The 15,221-nt window shown below is 41.6% G+C and carries 17 protein-coding genes and 1 pseudogene; 10 read left to right on the top strand and 8 right to left on the bottom strand.

What is annotated here, in order from left to right; genetic code table 11:
- A pseudogene (locus AC2VE5_RS19970) lies at window positions 1–281 on the top strand (photosystem II q(b) protein); the annotation flags it as partial.
- A 76-nt stretch (window positions 282–357) separates the two neighbouring features.
- Here the strand turns inward: AC2VE5_RS19970 and AC2VE5_RS19965 are convergent.
- Window positions 358–717 (bottom strand): S-adenosylmethionine decarboxylase, encoded by a 360-nt coding sequence (locus AC2VE5_RS19965; RefSeq protein WP_486889442.1) that lies wholly within the window; start codon window positions 715–717, stop codon window positions 358–360.
- A gap of 49 nt (window positions 718–766) precedes the next feature.
- Here AC2VE5_RS19965 and recR point away from each other — a divergent pair, with 49 nt between their 5' ends.
- Window positions 767–1,387, top strand: a complete 621-nt coding sequence (recR, locus tag AC2VE5_RS19960) for a recombination mediator RecR (protein ID WP_486889444.1) — start codon at window positions 767–769, stop codon at window positions 1,385–1,387.
- Window positions 1,388–1,400: 13 nt separating this feature from the next.
- Here recR and AC2VE5_RS19955 read toward each other — a convergent pair whose 3' ends face one another.
- The 4 genes from AC2VE5_RS19955 to AC2VE5_RS19940 form a co-directional block, all read right to left on the bottom strand.
- Complete coding sequence (locus AC2VE5_RS19955; RefSeq protein ID WP_486889441.1) at window positions 1,401–2,735, bottom strand: PrsW family glutamic-type intramembrane protease; 1,335 nt, start codon at window positions 2,733–2,735, stop codon at window positions 1,401–1,403.
- Between the two features lie 71 nt (window positions 2,736–2,806).
- Window positions 2,807–3,010 (bottom strand): hypothetical protein, encoded by a 204-nt coding sequence (locus tag AC2VE5_RS19950; RefSeq protein WP_486889440.1) that lies wholly within the window; start codon window positions 3,008–3,010, stop codon window positions 2,807–2,809.
- Window positions 3,007–3,585 carry a peptide deformylase gene (gene def, locus AC2VE5_RS19945; protein ID WP_486889439.1) on the bottom strand — a complete coding sequence of 193 codons (579 nt, stop codon included), beginning with the start codon at window positions 3,583–3,585 and terminating at the stop codon, window positions 3,007–3,009. Before def ends, AC2VE5_RS19950 begins: the two co-directional genes overlap by 4 nt.
- A gap of 162 nt (window positions 3,586–3,747) precedes the next feature.
- Window positions 3,748–4,764: a DnaJ C-terminal domain-containing protein gene (locus tag AC2VE5_RS19940; protein WP_486889438.1), complete on the bottom strand. Its 1,017-nt coding sequence runs from the start codon at window positions 4,762–4,764 to the stop codon at window positions 3,748–3,750.
- 275 nt (window positions 4,765–5,039) lie between these two features.
- Here AC2VE5_RS19940 and AC2VE5_RS19935 point away from each other — a divergent pair, with 275 nt between their 5' ends.
- Window positions 5,040–5,561, top strand: a complete 522-nt coding sequence (locus AC2VE5_RS19935) for a hypothetical protein (protein WP_486889437.1) — start codon at window positions 5,040–5,042, stop codon at window positions 5,559–5,561.
- A gap of 56 nt (window positions 5,562–5,617) precedes the next feature.
- Here AC2VE5_RS19935 and AC2VE5_RS19930 read toward each other — a convergent pair whose 3' ends face one another.
- On the bottom strand, window positions 5,618–7,036 hold the full coding sequence (locus tag AC2VE5_RS19930) for a DUF2079 domain-containing protein (RefSeq protein WP_486889436.1): 1,419 nt from the start codon (window positions 7,034–7,036) through the stop codon (window positions 5,618–5,620).
- Window positions 7,037–7,177: 141 nt separating this feature from the next.
- On the opposite strand from AC2VE5_RS19930, the gene AC2VE5_RS19925 reads away from it, so the two are divergent.
- Complete coding sequence (locus AC2VE5_RS19925) at window positions 7,178–7,885, top strand: DUF2996 domain-containing protein (RefSeq protein ID WP_486889435.1); 708 nt, start codon at window positions 7,178–7,180, stop codon at window positions 7,883–7,885.
- Between the two features lie 7 nt (window positions 7,886–7,892).
- On the opposite strand, the gene AC2VE5_RS19920 is transcribed toward AC2VE5_RS19925, so the two are convergent.
- Complete coding sequence (locus AC2VE5_RS19920) at window positions 7,893–8,399, bottom strand: TM2 domain-containing protein (protein WP_486889434.1); 507 nt, start codon at window positions 8,397–8,399, stop codon at window positions 7,893–7,895.
- A 266-nt stretch (window positions 8,400–8,665) separates the two neighbouring features.
- Here AC2VE5_RS19920 and acsF point away from each other — a divergent pair, with 266 nt between their 5' ends.
- The 3 genes from acsF (at window position 8,666) to AC2VE5_RS19905 (ending at window position 10,833) form a co-directional block, all read left to right on the top strand.
- Window positions 8,666–9,742, top strand: coding sequence for a magnesium-protoporphyrin IX monomethyl ester (oxidative) cyclase (acsF, locus tag AC2VE5_RS19915; RefSeq protein ID WP_486889433.1), 1,077 nt, complete (start codon window positions 8,666–8,668; stop codon window positions 9,740–9,742).
- Between the two features lie 95 nt (window positions 9,743–9,837).
- Window positions 9,838–10,515 (top strand): hypothetical protein, encoded by a 678-nt coding sequence (locus AC2VE5_RS19910; RefSeq protein ID WP_486889432.1) that lies wholly within the window; start codon window positions 9,838–9,840, stop codon window positions 10,513–10,515.
- A 114-nt stretch (window positions 10,516–10,629) separates the two neighbouring features.
- The gene (locus tag AC2VE5_RS19905) at window positions 10,630–10,833 is read left to right on the top strand and encodes a hypothetical protein (protein ID WP_486889431.1); all 204 of its coding nucleotides are present in this window, start codon (window positions 10,630–10,632) and stop codon (window positions 10,831–10,833) included.
- A gap of 78 nt (window positions 10,834–10,911) precedes the next feature.
- On the opposite strand, the gene AC2VE5_RS19900 is transcribed toward AC2VE5_RS19905, so the two are convergent.
- Entirely contained in the window at window positions 10,912–12,096 is a 1,185-nt protein-coding gene (locus tag AC2VE5_RS19900; protein WP_486889430.1) for a type I restriction endonuclease, read from the bottom strand.
- 315 nt (window positions 12,097–12,411) lie between these two features.
- Here AC2VE5_RS19900 and AC2VE5_RS19895 point away from each other — a divergent pair, with 315 nt between their 5' ends.
- From AC2VE5_RS19895 to AC2VE5_RS19885, 3 genes are all read left to right on the top strand, one after another.
- Complete coding sequence (locus tag AC2VE5_RS19895) at window positions 12,412–13,899, top strand: hydroxysqualene dehydroxylase (protein ID WP_486889429.1); 1,488 nt, start codon at window positions 12,412–12,414, stop codon at window positions 13,897–13,899.
- Between the two features lie 98 nt (window positions 13,900–13,997).
- Window positions 13,998–14,447 (top strand): DUF6932 family protein, encoded by a 450-nt coding sequence (locus AC2VE5_RS19890; protein ID WP_486889428.1) that lies wholly within the window; start codon window positions 13,998–14,000, stop codon window positions 14,445–14,447.
- Window positions 14,444–14,914, top strand: a complete 471-nt coding sequence (locus AC2VE5_RS19885) for a helix-turn-helix domain-containing protein (protein WP_486889443.1) — start codon at window positions 14,444–14,446, stop codon at window positions 14,912–14,914. The genes AC2VE5_RS19890 and AC2VE5_RS19885 overlap by 4 nt, the downstream gene beginning before the upstream one ends.
- Window positions 14,915–15,221: the final 307 nt, after the last annotated feature.

Here is a 15,221-nt window from a genome sequence, read left to right as displayed (position 1 = left end):
GCCGCAGCCTGCACTTCTTCCTAGCAGCATGGCCAGTAATCGGCATCTGGTTCACATCCTTGGGCATCAGCACCATGGCATTCAACTTGAACGGATTCAACTTCAACCAGTCAGTAATTGACTCCCAGGGACAAGTAATCGGCACCTGGGCAGACGTACTCAACCGCGCTAACCTAGGCATGGAAGTAATGCACGAGCGCAACGCTCACAACTTCCCTCTAGACCTAGCTGCGGGTGAAGCTACTCCTGTTGCTCTTACTGCTCCAGCAATCAACGGTTAAGAATTAACTGACCTTGCTCATCTAAAATAGAAAGCGCTCTCAAAGTGGAGAGCGCTTTTTGCTGATAAGTGTTTAGTTAAAAAGATTGAAACTCTATTTCAGTAATTTCAAAAAAACTTTTTGTATTATCTAATGCTAATTTTTCATCAAAGACTTTGCAAGTGTAGATTACAGCAGACAAAAATCTTTGATTAGACCAGATATAAACAGAAATTCCTGAATCAATCAAGGGAGCAAAAGCATCGTATCCTTGATTATCCTGTTTGCCCAAACTACTAGCTGGGGAAAAGATAATTGGTTCTCCATACATTTTTAACTCTAAGGTTTCTGTAATATTTTTAAAGTAATTTTTGATGACCGCTTCATCTACTTTTATCGTGTAAAATCCCTCAATTAGTAGTCTTTGTCTAAAAATTGTTGGCGCTAAGTTTTTCATACTGCGTTCTACAGAGCAAATTAAGGCAAGCGCGATCACATAATAGTATATAGAACGTCATGGAGATAAGACAACGGTTTACGCACGTCCTTTAGCTCGTTTGATAGAGCAATTACAACGCTTACCAGGAGTAGGTCCTAAAACTGCTCAACGCCTTGCCTTACACATCCTCAAGCGCTCAGAAAGCGAAGTACAAGCTTTAGCACAAGCATTGATTGAAGCCAAACAACAAATTGGTTTATGTTCAGTTTGCTTTAATTTATCCGCCGAGCCAACTTGTGAAATCTGCCGCAACTCTAACCGGGACAACAATATAATTTGCGTGGTTGCGGATGCTCGTGATGTAATCGCCTTAGAAAAAACTAGAGAATACCACGGCAAGTACCATGTTTTAGGAGGAGTGCTTTCGCCGATGGAGGGTATTGGTACAGAGCAACTTAATATTCAATCACTTGTGCGCAGAGTAAGTCAGCAACAGCCCAAAGAAATTATCTTAGCAATTAGTCCTAGCGTGGAAGGTGAAACTACAACTTTGTATGTGGGACAGTTGCTCAAGCCTTTTACAAAAGTTACTAGAATTGCTTTTGGTTTACCTGTAGGTGGAGACTTGGAGTATGCAGACGAAATCACCTTGGCAAGAGCTTTAGAAGGTCGGCGCGAGGTAGATTAATTAAAGTAATTCTCTACTGGCTACCAAAAAATCGAGTGGCAAAATTTTGTGATCGCGTCGGGGATAGAGTACGAGCTTTGAGAATCGCCGCCGTTAAAAAAGCGTAAGACAATACTCCGACCACTGCTAAGAACAAACCGCTAAGTAATCCTGTGGCATTCCACAACGCATGGAGAGCCGCCGCCGTAAAATATCCCACACCTAAAATTTGCCAACGTTTGCGCGGCTTTAGCACGCTTAAACCAATAAAATAGCCTAAATAGCCGCTATAAGCCATGTGTCCGGCTACTGAGCCAATAATCCGGGGAATTAATAATTGAAATCCTACCAATTGACCTATGTTGTTGCCAGATTGTATACCGACATTCCGGCTAATTTCTGGTACGTATTGACCGAGTGTTTCGAGCAGCGTAAAGCCAACCGCCGAAGCCGTACCTAACAAAATGCCATCCAATGGTTCCCAAACGCCAACTCGCTCGCGCCAAGGGCTGCGAAGTTTTTGACCAACGAAATATGCGGCTATTATAGGTAAAGCTTTTAGCAGTTCTTCCATCAAACCAGCGCCGAAGAACATCGTCACTAATAGTTGGAGAAAACTAATTTCTTCCTCTGGTAGGGGCAGGCGACCAGGCAAAATATTACGGAAAATTAAAATAAATAGTGACAATAGTGGGCTAAGTAGGATGCTCCCAGTAGAAAACGCCGTACCAAACAATACCCACCAAGGTTTGTGCTTGCCACAAAGTTGATAAACAAAATAGTAGGCAATCCCAGCTAAATAGGTAGCTACGAGCATTTGATTAAAAAATGCCGTTTCTGGTTGTCCTACTGTTGCAAACATTAATACTACAAATACGACTGTAAATATGCCTGGGATCAGATAAGCTTTTTTGGTTAAATCGCCTCCCGTAGAAAGAATAGGAAATAACTGAGTAAAACTTACTCCCTGCTCAGTTTCTGAGATGGGAGCCAAGTTGATAGCTGGTATAGACTGCGGTCTTGGTAATATTTGAAAAACAAACTCAGGTCCATTGTTACCCAGCATCAAGCGATCGCCTACTCGCAATACTTGACACTCTAATAGCAGTTGTCCGTTGATATACGTGCCGTTAACACTACCCAAGTCGCAAAGCTGCCAGCCTATAGATGCTAAAGGACGAATTGCGGCATGGCGACGGGACACGACCCCGTAAGAGCCATCTATAACAATTTGGCTACTAGGATCGCGTCCAATAATAACTTCTTGACTGTCTGAAAGTAGATAGCAGCGAGAGGATGAAGCAGAATTTGTTGTACCCCCTTTAGGCAATTGCTGTAGATAACCCTCACCAAACTCTTTTTCTTTCATCGTGACAAAGCTGTGTTTGGCATCAGCATACAGCTAAAGCGCGAATTCATTGGACGCAATTAGTTCTTTTTCTATGACTGCTTATTAGCATCGCGCACGGCAGCCAAGAAAAAGAATATTGTTAAAGGGATGCCGAGTGCCAAAATGATACTTGTATTCAAGTTGCCTAAGTCTGGAGCGCCCGAAGCAAGTTCAAAAATTGAGCCGACTGATGCGATCGCAGTTATACAACAGCCACCTAAAAACAAACCACTTTTGGGAGTCATTGCATTCATTGGGGCTTTCCTGGGGCGATGGGTTTAACAGCTTTTGCTGAGAAGCCTTGCTTCGTTAGTTCTTGAGTCACAGCTAGACTGTTTTGGACACGGTCTACAAATAATACACCATTGAGGTGGTCTATTTCATGCTGAATGCAGCGCGACAATAGTTCTGTAGCGATTAAGGTTTGCGGACGACCATGCTCGTCTTTGTAAGTTATTTCTACCATTTGCGGGCGCGTTACATCCATATAAACATTGGGGATGCTCAGACAGCCTTCTTGAGCGACGCAAAGTTCTGGACTGAGGTGCTTGATGATGGGATTAATTAATATCAAAGGGGGATTGGCAGGATTGTCTGGTTCGCAGTCGATGACAATTAGCTGCTTTTGTACGGCTACTTGGGGTGCAGCTAAACCGATGCCATCAGCAGTGTACATTGTTTGCAGCATTTCCCGTGCTAGTTGACGAATTTCCCCGTCTACTTTAGCGACCCTTTTAGTATTCTGCCGCAAAGCGCGATCGCCCAAATAGCGAAGCTCTAAAGGGGGATTAGTTAGCTTTTGCTTTTCAACTGCAACTATAGAAACCATGAAATACCTATCAACTCGCTTTTTCAGCTTTGCCCAAAACTATTTAGTTTTTATTTTAACAATTCTTGGGAAATTGAGGTTATTTTGCTAGTTCAAAAGATGTAAATAATCTAGTTTTAACCATAAAGACTCGGTTACTTATTTGTCTTTATGGTTAAAAACTTATAACTTGACTTGCTGCAAGTGGCTGCGCGGATTAAAGGTGCGGATATCGCGGATTTTCTCATAATACTCGCGCTCTTGGGGACTTAATTCTTTGGGGGATGCGATCGCAATTTTGACTAATTGATCGCTGCGTCCATCTTTGGGTAAACGCCACCCCTTACCCCGAAGCCGTAAAGTTTGACCCGAACGAATCCCCGCCGGAATATTGACTTTGACTGACCCGTCGGGTGTCGGAACATCAATTGACGCGCCCAGCACCGCCTCATCTGGGGTAATAGAAACTTCGCAAGTTAGATTATCCCCTTCAAATTGAAAAAATGAATGAGGTAGTAGTTCTATTTTGAGGTACAAGTCACCTCGTTGTTGATTTAAAGGGTTAAGTTGACCTTTCCCCCGCACGCGCACTCGACTACCCGGTTTAACGCCACTAGGAATACGAACTTCAATAGTTTCGCTACCCAAACTTAAGCGCTTTTGTACGCCATTAAATGCTTCGCCAAAACTTAGAGAAATTGCCGCTTCCGTATCTTGAGCAGTTCTTGCTGTAGCATTATCAAAACCCCCAAAATCGCCAAAATTATCAAAGCCAACCCCAGTTGTTCCGGGGGTAGTGCGATAGCTGTAAGCTTGTCTACTACTAGAACCCGCGCTACCAGGATCGTTGAAGCGTCCTAGTAAGTCGTTAATAAATTCGTCAAAATTAGTATATTTACCAAATTCAACTTCATTAAAGTCAGCGTTAGCCTTGGTACTTCTAGAAGCCCAAGGGGTTTGTCCAGCTTGTCTCCAGTACTGACCAAATTGATCGTACTTTTGCCGTTTTTCCTTATCTGACAATACTTCGTAAGCTTCGCTTACTTCTTTAAATCGGGCTTCTGCTTCTTTATTGCCTTGATTGACATCTGGGTGATATTTCCGCGCTAGTTTGCGAAAAGCTTGTTTAATTTCTTCGTTGCTGGCAGTTTTATTTACTCCCAAAATGCTGTAATAATCTTTGAAGTCGGTTGCAGCCATCTACTAGCCTCCTATAGTCCCCGTTATATTCTCTCTAAAATATTGATTTACTGAATAATTCTCGTCAAAACCTTTACGTAAAGTCTGCCGCGTGGAATCCTCCATGCGGTGAGCTTTACTCAGTTATAGTCTTTGAGCTTAACCTATCAAAGCTTGAAGCACCGTCAAGTTCGGTTATTGCTCGATAAATCGCAGAAATTGCCGCCCTATTTCAAATTATGCTGGGTTTCAAGAGCGTACAATAGCGCGATCGCGCCCTTAAACAAAATTGATTTATGCAAACTAAAATTATTTGGCAGCAAAATAGCCAAAAATCTGAAAATGCCGACAATCTAGCTTTGATTAGTCAATGGTGGTCTAGTTTAGCAAATAAAGACGTAACTTTAGCCCAGCGACTAATTCCGACCAATGGCGAACTAGATCAAATTAATTGGGAAAAACAGCGTTTTGATGAATTTTTTACCCTCAATAATCCTCAAATTCGCGGAATCACAGTTTATTGGCGTAAATTAGATTCGGATCTCGAACGCAGCACCACACCATACCAGCTTGTACTCGATACTCGCCGTCAGCAGTTGTATATATTTTCGCAATCCCAAAATCAGCTAATTATTCGCATCGGATTACCAGAAGTTTCCTACGAAACCGTAGAGATTGCCAACCCTGAAGCTGAATGCAAGCAAACTGATAATAATCAGTATCTTTTAACTTTGCGGGACACTATTGGGCATATTGAAGTCAAAGTTAGTCTCACGCCTGAAAGCTTTAACCAATTGAAACAAAAATTAGTGGAATAATTGCAACTTTAAGCAACGCTATTTTATTAGGTCGTAAGGCTAGATAACGTCGATTGCTAGGCATTACCTAAGCGTTTTTTGAACAGATACACATCATTTTGACCATAAGTTAGCTGAAAGTTGGCAGACGATTGTAATCGCTCTTTTAATACTGCTAAAGTTTCTGGCGCTAACTTATTGGGGTGTTGCGTATCTAGCAAGACATAATCGTATTTATTTAGTTGGGCAGGAGTGAGGAGAGAATTGGAAAATAAATGTACGATCACGCGATGGCTAAGATGAGGCGCAAGGTGGTCAGCCGTAAGCACGCTACCTCGATCGGCGGGTACTTGATGCAACGCAGCGTACACCGATGGCAAGTTTGACAGGTGGGATAAATAGCGGGTAAAAAAGTAATCGTATTTTCCTAGGGCTAAAAACGCGATCGCTGCCCATAATATTAGCCATTTAGGTTTTAGCCATTGCCTTCTATGTTGTTTGCGGTACAGCGCCAGACTTCGCACCAACCACACCATAATAAAGGGAAAAATTGGTAGCGAGTAATGGTGTATTAAGTCTCGTTGCGGGGCGTAATCGGAAAGGAGGTTTAATAACAGCATGGGTACAGCCGGAATTAAAAGTGCAACTTCTCTCCAATGCAAACCTAAAATAACTGGGGCGATTAGCAATAAGCAATAGCCCACGCGATCGCCTAAAAATAATCTTTCAAACAACACCGCCGGGTTTTTGAGGATATTTAAGGCAATTTCGGAGGAAGAATTACCCAAAGAACTATAAAACTCTAACCCGCTAGGATTTCCACTCCGTAATGACGGAATTAAGTAACCCATGGTAAAGATGGACCAAATAACACCTGCAAAGATACACGCCCAGCCATAAGCCCGCCGCCCTTCGCAATAGCAAAACCACACACCCAACGCCACAATAGTCAAGCCCAACCTTTCTTTGCAACTTAAAACCAAAGCGATCGCCATTGCCAACTGCCAAGATTTGCCAGCAATTCCTGCTTGCATTGCCCACAGCAACCCCGGAACTGCAATTGCTTCGGGGCGAAAATCTGCATAAAAGTTGCTGTTAAATATTGCTGGATAAAGGATGTAGCAAAGTGTTATAGCTTTTGATTCTAAGCTAGATAAGCCATAATGCCGACTCAGGGCGTACAGGGGAATAGATCCCATTGCTAAAGCAATTGCTTGAACTAATAGCAGCCAGTGGAGATCGGCTTTGATTCGATACAGTAAGGAAATTGGGTAAAGAATAAAAGCCGCGTGATCGCCCAATACATGAACCCCAAAAAAGGAAGAAATCGGCGGTAAATCTCGACTTAAAAGATAAACCCACTGATCGAAAGCAGCTAAATCTAAGGCGCTACTTTGCAGAAGAAAATGCCGCAAACTACTTGCTGCCAACAAAATTAAGCTGGCGATCGCGACTAGAATAGTTAGATAGTATGGCTTTTGGGCAAAAAGCTTCATAGAGTTGTGAGTCTAGAAGTAATTAATTGTAGAAGACTTCGCCTTGCTTGACTTTCATAAACTCAGCGATCGCCAGCTATAGCCAGAGAGCAGTGCTGTGTCAAAATGACTGTAAAAGCAATCCCTTTTTACACCCCAATCATGGCAGACACTACTTCAAATAATTCCCCTGAAGAACAAGCACCCACTGGGAAAACTGCGGGAGAAAATGCCCCACCGAGTACCGTTGAAGAACAAGCTCCTAGCGTAGTTGAGGAGCATCTTCATAGTACATCTGAAGCTGTAGCTACCGACATTCCTTCTGCCAACGCGCCCGATCCTACGGCGCTAGATCCGCAAGCAAATCCTAACGCCACTGGCGAAAAACCAACTACCGAGGCTTCTACCCCCGACGAAACAGCGTCTCAAGCTAAACCACCTAAAAAGAGCGCGATCGCCGACAAAGCCGATAAACCCGCCGCCAAAAAAGAAAAAGCCCCCGCCGTAGAAGATAAGCCCTTTGCTGAATTTATGCAGCAATACTACTTACCAGCATTGCAAAAAGCACTCACAACTCAGGGAGTACCGGAGGCAAATTTAGAATTTACTAAGCAAAAAGTAGCAATCTCTGGCTACGATGCTAACGAGTGTTGGCAAGTTAGAGGCAGCTTGTACGATGGTTCGCGTCAATTTAATGTCTATTTTCCTCAAGAAGATATCCAAGGTCAAAGAGCTTTTTCTTGTAACGAAGGCTCTAAACCAAGTACCCTAGAATCTTTTTTAATTGACGAACGCAAAGTAACGCTAGACTTGCTAGTATTTGGCGTAATTCAGCGCTTGAATGGGCAAAAATGGCTAACTCGAAACTAAACCAAAACTACAATTCTAAAAAATGATAAATAACCACTCCACTATCGGGGTGGTTATCAATTGCTATGTAACCCGTTTTCAGCATTTCTCTTAAAGTTGTTTCCACTTCAGCAAAACTAGCCCCCGTATCCATTACAGCTTGGGTTACTGAAAGTTTGCCTCCCCGATTAGCCGCCGCTTTGAGCAATTTCACCATTAATTGCGATCGCGTATATTTAGGATTGATAACGCTAGTGGCAACTACAGGCTCGTACAACGGTACGCCAACTTCCGATACTCCCAATCTGGCTCGTAGTTTAGTATTATGCTCGTCTACCATATTGGGAATCAGTACCAAATCCACCAACTGCCCTACACCTAACAAACCAAAAGTGCAAAGCCACAACAAACCTGTCAAGACTTTGCCATTGTACAACCGATGCAATCCGTGTAACTGTAGCAAGCAAGCTAACCAAAGGATGTAAGCGCTGGCTACTTTAGTCTCTGGCTTTTGTGGTGGTTCGTGGTTGATCATTTTGTTATGGGAGGCTGCTTAAGATTAGCGCAAGATAGATATATTTTCGCGCTACTACAACCTATGTGACAACACCTAAATAGTTGTTAGTTCCGTAGAATTTACAAAAATCAGTTAAAGATTAGTTACAAAATTTGCTTTGATGTTGCAACTCTTAACGTAACGACTAAGAGACTTCGCCTCTAGCATTGTTAAACTAAATTCCATAAAGAGCGTAAATAAAGCATTAGCACGCTACCTTTCGTCAAAAGAGATTAAAAAAAGACATGGTAGATTCCCTTAAAAAACCGAGCTTTGAAGAAATGCGTCCGGGGGTAAAAGTCCCCTCCAAGGAAACCCTCCTCACACCTCGGTTTTACACCACCGACTTTGAAGAAATGGCGCAAATGGATCTCTCGGTAAATGAAGCCGAGCTAAGAGCGCTAGTAGAAGAATTTCGCACCGATTACAATCGCCATCACTTTACTCGCGATGCCGAGTTCGAGCAATCTTGGGAACACATAGACGGCGAAACTCGCCGAGTATTTGTAGAATTTTTGGAACGTTCCTGTACGGCGGAGTTTTCGGGCTTTTTACTCTACAAAGAACTCAGCCGTCGTTTGAAGGACAAAAACCCCCTACTGGCGGAGTGCTTTAGCTTGATGTCGCGAGATGAAGCGCGTCATGCAGGCTTTTTAAATAAGGCATTGTCAGACTTTAATTTGTCTTTAGACTTGGGCTTTTTGACTAAAAGTCGCAAATACACCTTTTTTAAGCCAAAGTTTATTTTCTACGCCACTTACTTGTCAGAAAAAATTGGCTACTGGCGCTACATATTAATTTATCGTCATTTAGCCGCTCATCCCGAAAATCGGATTTATCCAATCTTCCGGTTCTTTGAGAATTGGTGTCAAGACGAAAATCGGCACGGAGACTTTTTTGATGCGATGATGAAGTCTCAGCCGCAAATGTTGAATGATTGGAAAGCTCGGTTGTGGTGTCGGTTCTTTTTGCTGTCGGTATTTGGCACAATGTATCTCAACGACATTGGGCGCTCGAAGTTCTATGCTTCCATCGGCTTAGATGCGCGGGATTACGACAAGCAAGTAATTGAAAAAACTAATGAAACTGCTGGACGAGTGTTTCCGGTGATTTTGGATGTCAAAAAACCAGAATTTTACGATCGCCTAGAAACTTGTACCAAAAATAACGACAAGTTGAGTGCGATCGCATCTTCCTCTACGCCTAAGTTTTTGCAATTATTCCAGAAGCTGCCTTTATACGTTTCTAATGGCTGGCAATTCGTACGCTTGTACCTAATGAAGCCTATTGACATGGTTTCAGTTCAAGGTAAAGTTCAATAAATTTTAGCTTTTTAATACTACAAGTGGTTCTGCTAGAAGCGGAGCCACTTTTTTTGGGAATATAAACCAAAGGTGAAGCGTTAGAGTGCTAAAGAGTGAATTATTGTCTATTTATTTTTAGTTGCTCTCTCAATATTTTCTCGTTACTCCATTCTTTGCCTGCTAGAAGTAATCCACCGTCAGAAAATCCTCATACTGCTCAAGATTTAAATATTGAAGATAGCCCAGTTTTACAACGCTGGCAGCGTCAAGTACCAAATATTTTAGAAGATATTAAGAGCGATCCCAGTTTTCGGACTCGCGTGCGGCTAGGTTACAATCGTTTCTCTACTGGAAACGGCACAAATATTGGTGTAGAGGATATTTTTATCGGGCAAAGTAGATTAACTTTTAGTGGAGACTATCAGTGGGCATTTGACAGCGAATATACAAGCTATGGTGCAGACTTGCATTATTACCTGCGTCCTTTGGGTAGCTATATAAATATTGCGCCGCTAGTAGGCTATCGGCACTTGCAAACTAATGAATACTCAACAAATAGCGTAAATCTTGGTGCGAGGTTGCTATTAGTGCTATCCCGTGGTGGTGCGGCAGATATTGCTTTAAGTCAAAGCTGGGTTGCGCCAGGTACGGCGGAGGAAATCGGATTAACTACGCTGTCTGTAGGATATGCCGTTACTAGCAATCTGCGCTTATCTACAGATATTCAAAAGCAAAATTCTCGGCAAAGTAAAGATAGTCGCGTGGGGATTAGCTTAGAGTGGATGCCTTGAAGTAATATATGTATGTGATCGCTCAATCAAACAGTCCGTAATTCAGGTAAAGTCAGCCCTAATTTCTGATTGCCTTAACTTGCTAAAAAATTCTCTATTTTTGAGGTAGCAACTATGATTAAAAACGAGCAACGGTACAGCATTACTAAGGTTCAGGTGAAGAAGTTCGAGCAAGCATTAGCAAAATTGACTGAATGTTCAGAAGAAATTAAGCAAGATAACCTACTGTTCTGGGCAGTTAAAAAGTCAGCCGTGGAAAGTCAGTTAAACGATCTTCAACAGGAACTTGAGGATTATGAATTACTTAATTGTCACTAAATACGAATAAGGGTTAAAGCAAAAATAAAATATTTACTCTTTTAACCCATATCCATCTTAATAGTTGAGCTATAATTTTTAGTGTTTTGCAGCTTCTAATTCATAACACCTAAGAATAAGTGGTGCAAGCTTATCTAGATCGCTTACGTCTGAAATCATTACTTTTGATGCGGTATCTCCTAGTTGAGATACTTCATGTACTTGAAAGTCTGGCGCTAGTGACTGCGCCTCATCGACAAATAACCTAGTGACAAGAATTTTCTTTTGAGAAGACAAGTATAACCGTAGGAACCACCACGTAGTTTTCCCAAGATTTAATCCAAAGTAGGAGATAGTGTCTTTGTACTTTACTTCTAATTTGTAGTTTGTTGATGTTTCTGCAATCATTTTGATCTTGTCGAATGCTTCGAGTTCTTCTTCTGTCGTTACTATTTTTGAGCATTCTAATTCTTCTTCTTGCAAATTTTCCTCAACATCTTCTACTTCTGATAGTTTGGGCATTTTACTAATTTCAGCAGCTTGAGCCATTTCTTGATTAAGAGAACGGGTCATTAATTCTAATAAACTGCTTTGGATTGACTTTTTGACAATCGGCTCAAACTTCTCAAGAACTTTACCTGTAATTCGACCTTGAACTTCATAGCTAAGAGCAACTTTGCCTAGCTCTGTTACCAGAAAGCGAACAAAATCTTCAGAAGGAGAGCGGAGAAGATTACCGACAAGCTGAGTCATACCTTTTACATAAACCATCTCCTCCGCTTGTCTACTAATAACTGCGGCATCAAAATGATTACGATGGAAAAACTTTAGATTCTCAATTTCTTTGGAGTTATATTCAAGAACATTGAAGCCGAAAAAAGGCTCTTTGTCCATATGATTTTTGTCGCGTAAATCGGTAAAAAAGCGGTATTCGATACCATTGGTAACAATAGCAACTTTTGTTTTAAGAAGCCCATTAAAATAGCGACTTAGTTGCCCATCATGCGCTTCGGCTTTTTGCCCACGGTCTTTTGCCTCTACTAGCATAACAATAGTGCCGTTGATAGCCAAAGCATAATCGACTTTTTCAAATTGACCTGCCTTTTTAGTTGCAAAGTCTGCCACGTATTCAGGCATAACTTCTGTAGGATCGTAAACATCATAGCCAAGAACGTTTAAAAAAGGCTGAATCAGAGCCATTTTAGTCGCTTCTTCGCCAACAACCTGTTCAACGCGCTTACGGACTTGTTCTGAAAGCTTTGCAATATCTTCTGAGAAACCCATATCTGTCCTTATATACAGCTAAAAAATATCTGTATACAAAGTGTTCCCAGAAATACATGATTTATAACTATTTTGGTTAACGTAATAAAATTCCCATTGGGGTTAAAGGCAGAAAAGTTGCTTAACTTAGATAAAATATGATTGCAATGCCAATAATTGCTATTCCTGACCCAAAAATCGCTCTAATCCTTGGCTTTTCTCAATAAAGAAGCAGGGTTAGTCAAAGTTAAAGCAATTCCTATTTCTGTAAATTATTTGCTGTTATAGTAGGAAATAGCTTGGTACACACTAATAAAGTTAAACCCAATAAAGTAATTGCGATCGCCTAAAGTAGTTGTAATTGGTGCTGGCTGGGCTGGTTTGGGGGCTACATACCACTTAGCACAGCAAGGCTATGATGTGACGCTTTTAGAAGCTGGGGCTTATCCTGGCGGCTTAGTAGCAGGCTGGAAAACAAAGAGCAATCGCTCTGTAGAAGCAGGCATTCATGGTTTTTGGTATCCTTACAGCAATATATTCTCCCTGGTACAAAAGTTAGGGATTAGTCCTTTTACACCTTTTACTCGCTCCTCTCAATATTCCCCCGCAGGATTAGAAGTCGAGTCACCGATTTTTCAAGATTTACCACGACTCCCCACACCGTTAGGTACTTTTCTCTACACTCAGTTTAAACGGTTGCCATTAATTGACCGCCTTTCAGCTTTGCCGCTACTTTATTCGGTAGTAGATTTTGATAATTCTGATGAGGCATGGCGGCGCTATGACTCAGTAACCGCCCGCGAATTATTTAAAGATTTTGGCGTATCGGCGCGTCTGTACCGCGATTCTTTTGAGCCGATGCTGTTAGTAGGTTTATTCGCGCCAGGGGAGCAATGTTCGGCGGCGGCGGCTTTAGGGATGCTTTATTACTTTATATTAGCTCACCAACCCAACTTTGATGTAGTTTGGTGTCGCGGTACAGTTGGAGAAACAATCTTTCGCCCTTGGGTACAACGCATCGAACAAGCTGGCGGAAAGTTATTAGCCAATCAAAGAGTAAGCGATGTTATTGTTGGCGATACAGGTAAGGTAACAGGCGTTGTTTGTGGAGATAGAACTTTTGAAGCAGATGCCGTTATCTTTGCTGTAGGTATTAGCGGGATGCAAAAGATTGTTAGCAGTAGTCCTAGCTTACAACAGCATCAGCAATTTCGAGATTTGATGAATTTAGGCGCGGTTGATGTCGTTGCAACTAGATTATGGTTTGATCGCAAAATTAATATTCCTCATCCTTCTAATGCCTGCTTCGGGTTTAATGCAACTACAGGTTGGACATTTTTTGACCTCAACGCCCTACATGACGAATATCGCAACGAACCTGGAAGTGTTGTAGAGGTAGACTTTTATCACGCCAATCAATTTTTGCCCCTCAGTGATGAGGAAATTGTGCCATTGGTGCAGCGCGACTTAGCAACCTGCATTCCAGAATTTGCCACAGCTAAAGTAATCTATAGCAATGTAATTCGCTTACCACGAGCAGTCACTCACTTTGCCCCTGGTAGCTATCAATATATGTTGCCTACCAAGACGAGTATAGATAATGTATATATGAGCGGCGATTGGATTATTACCCGTCATGGATCTTGGTCGCAAGAAAAAGCTTATGTTACAGGCTTGGAAGCAGCAAACTTAGTAATTTCGCAATTTGGGCGTGGAAGTAAAGCGGCGATTATTCCAGTAGAAGCTGATGAGACGCATATTCAAATTGGGCGAAGTCTCAATCAAACAGTCCGCAATCTAAGTAAAATATTACCTAACTTTTGATTGCCTTAATTTACCAATACTTAACTCTTTAATAAATGAATTTTAGAAATCGTGTTATGCTCAACACAACTTTTTTGTTGTGTTAGGATTATTAGGGAATGCTTCCACTATTTAATTCCAATGGCAAACTGCCACCAGGAGTTCACTTTTGCTCATGGGAAGAATTCATAGCTCGATTTGGCAATACACAATATAGATTAAACCTGATAACAGGACTCAAAATTGCAATGGAGCAGTTACAGACAGCAGGTTGTTCAACTGTTTATGTTGACGGCAGCTTTGTGACTAACAAGCAGATTCCAGGTGACGTTGATGCCTGTTGGAACGCCAATGGTGTGGACATGAACAAACTGATATCTATTGCTCCTACTTTGCTCAAATTTGATGCTAAACGTGCTTCTCAAAAAGCTGAATATGGAGGAGAATTTTTTCCTGCTGAGTTGGAAGCAGATGGCGATGGAACTCCTTTTTTAGAGTTCTTTCAAAAAGATAGAGATGGAAACCCAAAAGGGATAATAGCTATAGATTTATTGCAGTGGCAGCCATGATTAAAAATGAGCGACAGTACCGCATTACCAAGGCTCAAGAAAAGAAGTTCCAGCAAGCATTAACAAAATTAACTGAATGTTCAGAGGAAGTTAAGCAAGAAAATCCACTGCTATGGCAAGTTAAAAAGTCAGCAGTAGAAAGTCAGCTAAATGACTTGCGTGAGGAAATTGAAAAGTACGAAAGACTGATTAACAGTTCTGCTCGTAAGCCTAGAATATTTGCACTCAAATCACTAGAATCACTACCGCAAGCTCTAATTGAAGCACGCATTGCAAAGAAACTTACACAGAAAGAACTCGCTGAACGACTTGGGCTTAAAGAACAGCAAATTCAGCGATACGAAGCTACAAATTATGCCTCTGCAAGTCTTACAAGAGTTATAAAAGTTAGTCAAGTTCTTGGTATTAAGTCACAATCCATAAGAAGAATGGTTCTAGGAAAATCAAAAAAACTCAAACAACTATAGTTGCAGATTTCGTAAGTAGCGTCATATTAAATGCGATCGCATATCTTAATCTCTATACTTACAACGCGATCGCATTTATGTTGATATTTGCCTTAACTATTTAGCTGTACGTGAAGTAAGCCCCGTCAAGGCTTAAGGAACTAGGCGAGACATTCTGCAAGACTGCAATTAGTTCGCTAGTAAGCTAATCGGCATCAAAGTTGCATAATAAAAAGGTAAAGCTGATTCAAAGTAACTATGCCACCAGCAGCCAAGAATTTTTTAAGGTCGGAACAAGTCGTTCATCTACAGCAAGCCCTCAAGGAGA

The sequence above is a fragment of the Aliterella sp. E5.1 genome (assembly GCF_057473825.1).
This window is presented reverse-complemented; position numbering and strand designations above follow the sequence as displayed.

Excerpts from the sequence above, each read along its gene's own strand:
- AC2VE5_RS19955 (WP_486889441.1), bottom strand. The coding sequence starts at position 2,735 with ATGAAAGAAAAAGAGTTTGGTGAGGGTTATCTACAGCAATTGCCTAAA.
- AC2VE5_RS19905 (WP_486889431.1), top strand. The coding sequence starts at position 10,630 with ATGATTAAAAACGAGCAACGGTACAGCATTACTAAGGTTCAGGTGAAG.
- AC2VE5_RS19925 (WP_486889435.1), top strand. The coding sequence starts at position 7,178 with ATGGCAGACACTACTTCAAATAATTCCCCTGAAGAACAAGCACCCACT.
- AC2VE5_RS19890 (WP_486889428.1), top strand. The coding sequence starts at position 13,998 with ATGCTTCCACTATTTAATTCCAATGGCAAACTGCCACCAGGAGTTCAC.
- AC2VE5_RS19940 (WP_486889438.1), bottom strand. The coding sequence starts at position 4,764 with ATGGCTGCAACCGACTTCAAAGATTATTACAGCATTTTGGGAGTAAAT.
- AC2VE5_RS19885 (WP_486889443.1), top strand. The coding sequence starts at position 14,444 with ATGATTAAAAATGAGCGACAGTACCGCATTACCAAGGCTCAAGAAAAG.
- AC2VE5_RS19950 (WP_486889440.1), bottom strand. The coding sequence starts at position 3,010 with ATGAATGCAATGACTCCCAAAAGTGGTTTGTTTTTAGGTGGCTGTTGT.
- AC2VE5_RS19920 (WP_486889434.1), bottom strand. The coding sequence starts at position 8,399 with ATGATCAACCACGAACCACCACAAAAGCCAGAGACTAAAGTAGCCAGC.
- AC2VE5_RS19930 (WP_486889436.1), bottom strand. The coding sequence starts at position 7,036 with ATGAAGCTTTTTGCCCAAAAGCCATACTATCTAACTATTCTAGTCGCG.
- AC2VE5_RS19900 (WP_486889430.1), bottom strand. The coding sequence starts at position 12,096 with ATGGGTTTCTCAGAAGATATTGCAAAGCTTTCAGAACAAGTCCGTAAG.
- acsF (WP_486889433.1), top strand. The coding sequence starts at position 8,666 with ATGGTAGATTCCCTTAAAAAACCGAGCTTTGAAGAAATGCGTCCGGGG.
- AC2VE5_RS19965 (WP_486889442.1), bottom strand. The coding sequence starts at position 717 with ATGAAAAACTTAGCGCCAACAATTTTTAGACAAAGACTACTAATTGAG.
- def (WP_486889439.1), bottom strand. The coding sequence starts at position 3,585 with ATGGTTTCTATAGTTGCAGTTGAAAAGCAAAAGCTAACTAATCCCCCT.
- AC2VE5_RS19935 (WP_486889437.1), top strand. The coding sequence starts at position 5,040 with ATGCAAACTAAAATTATTTGGCAGCAAAATAGCCAAAAATCTGAAAAT.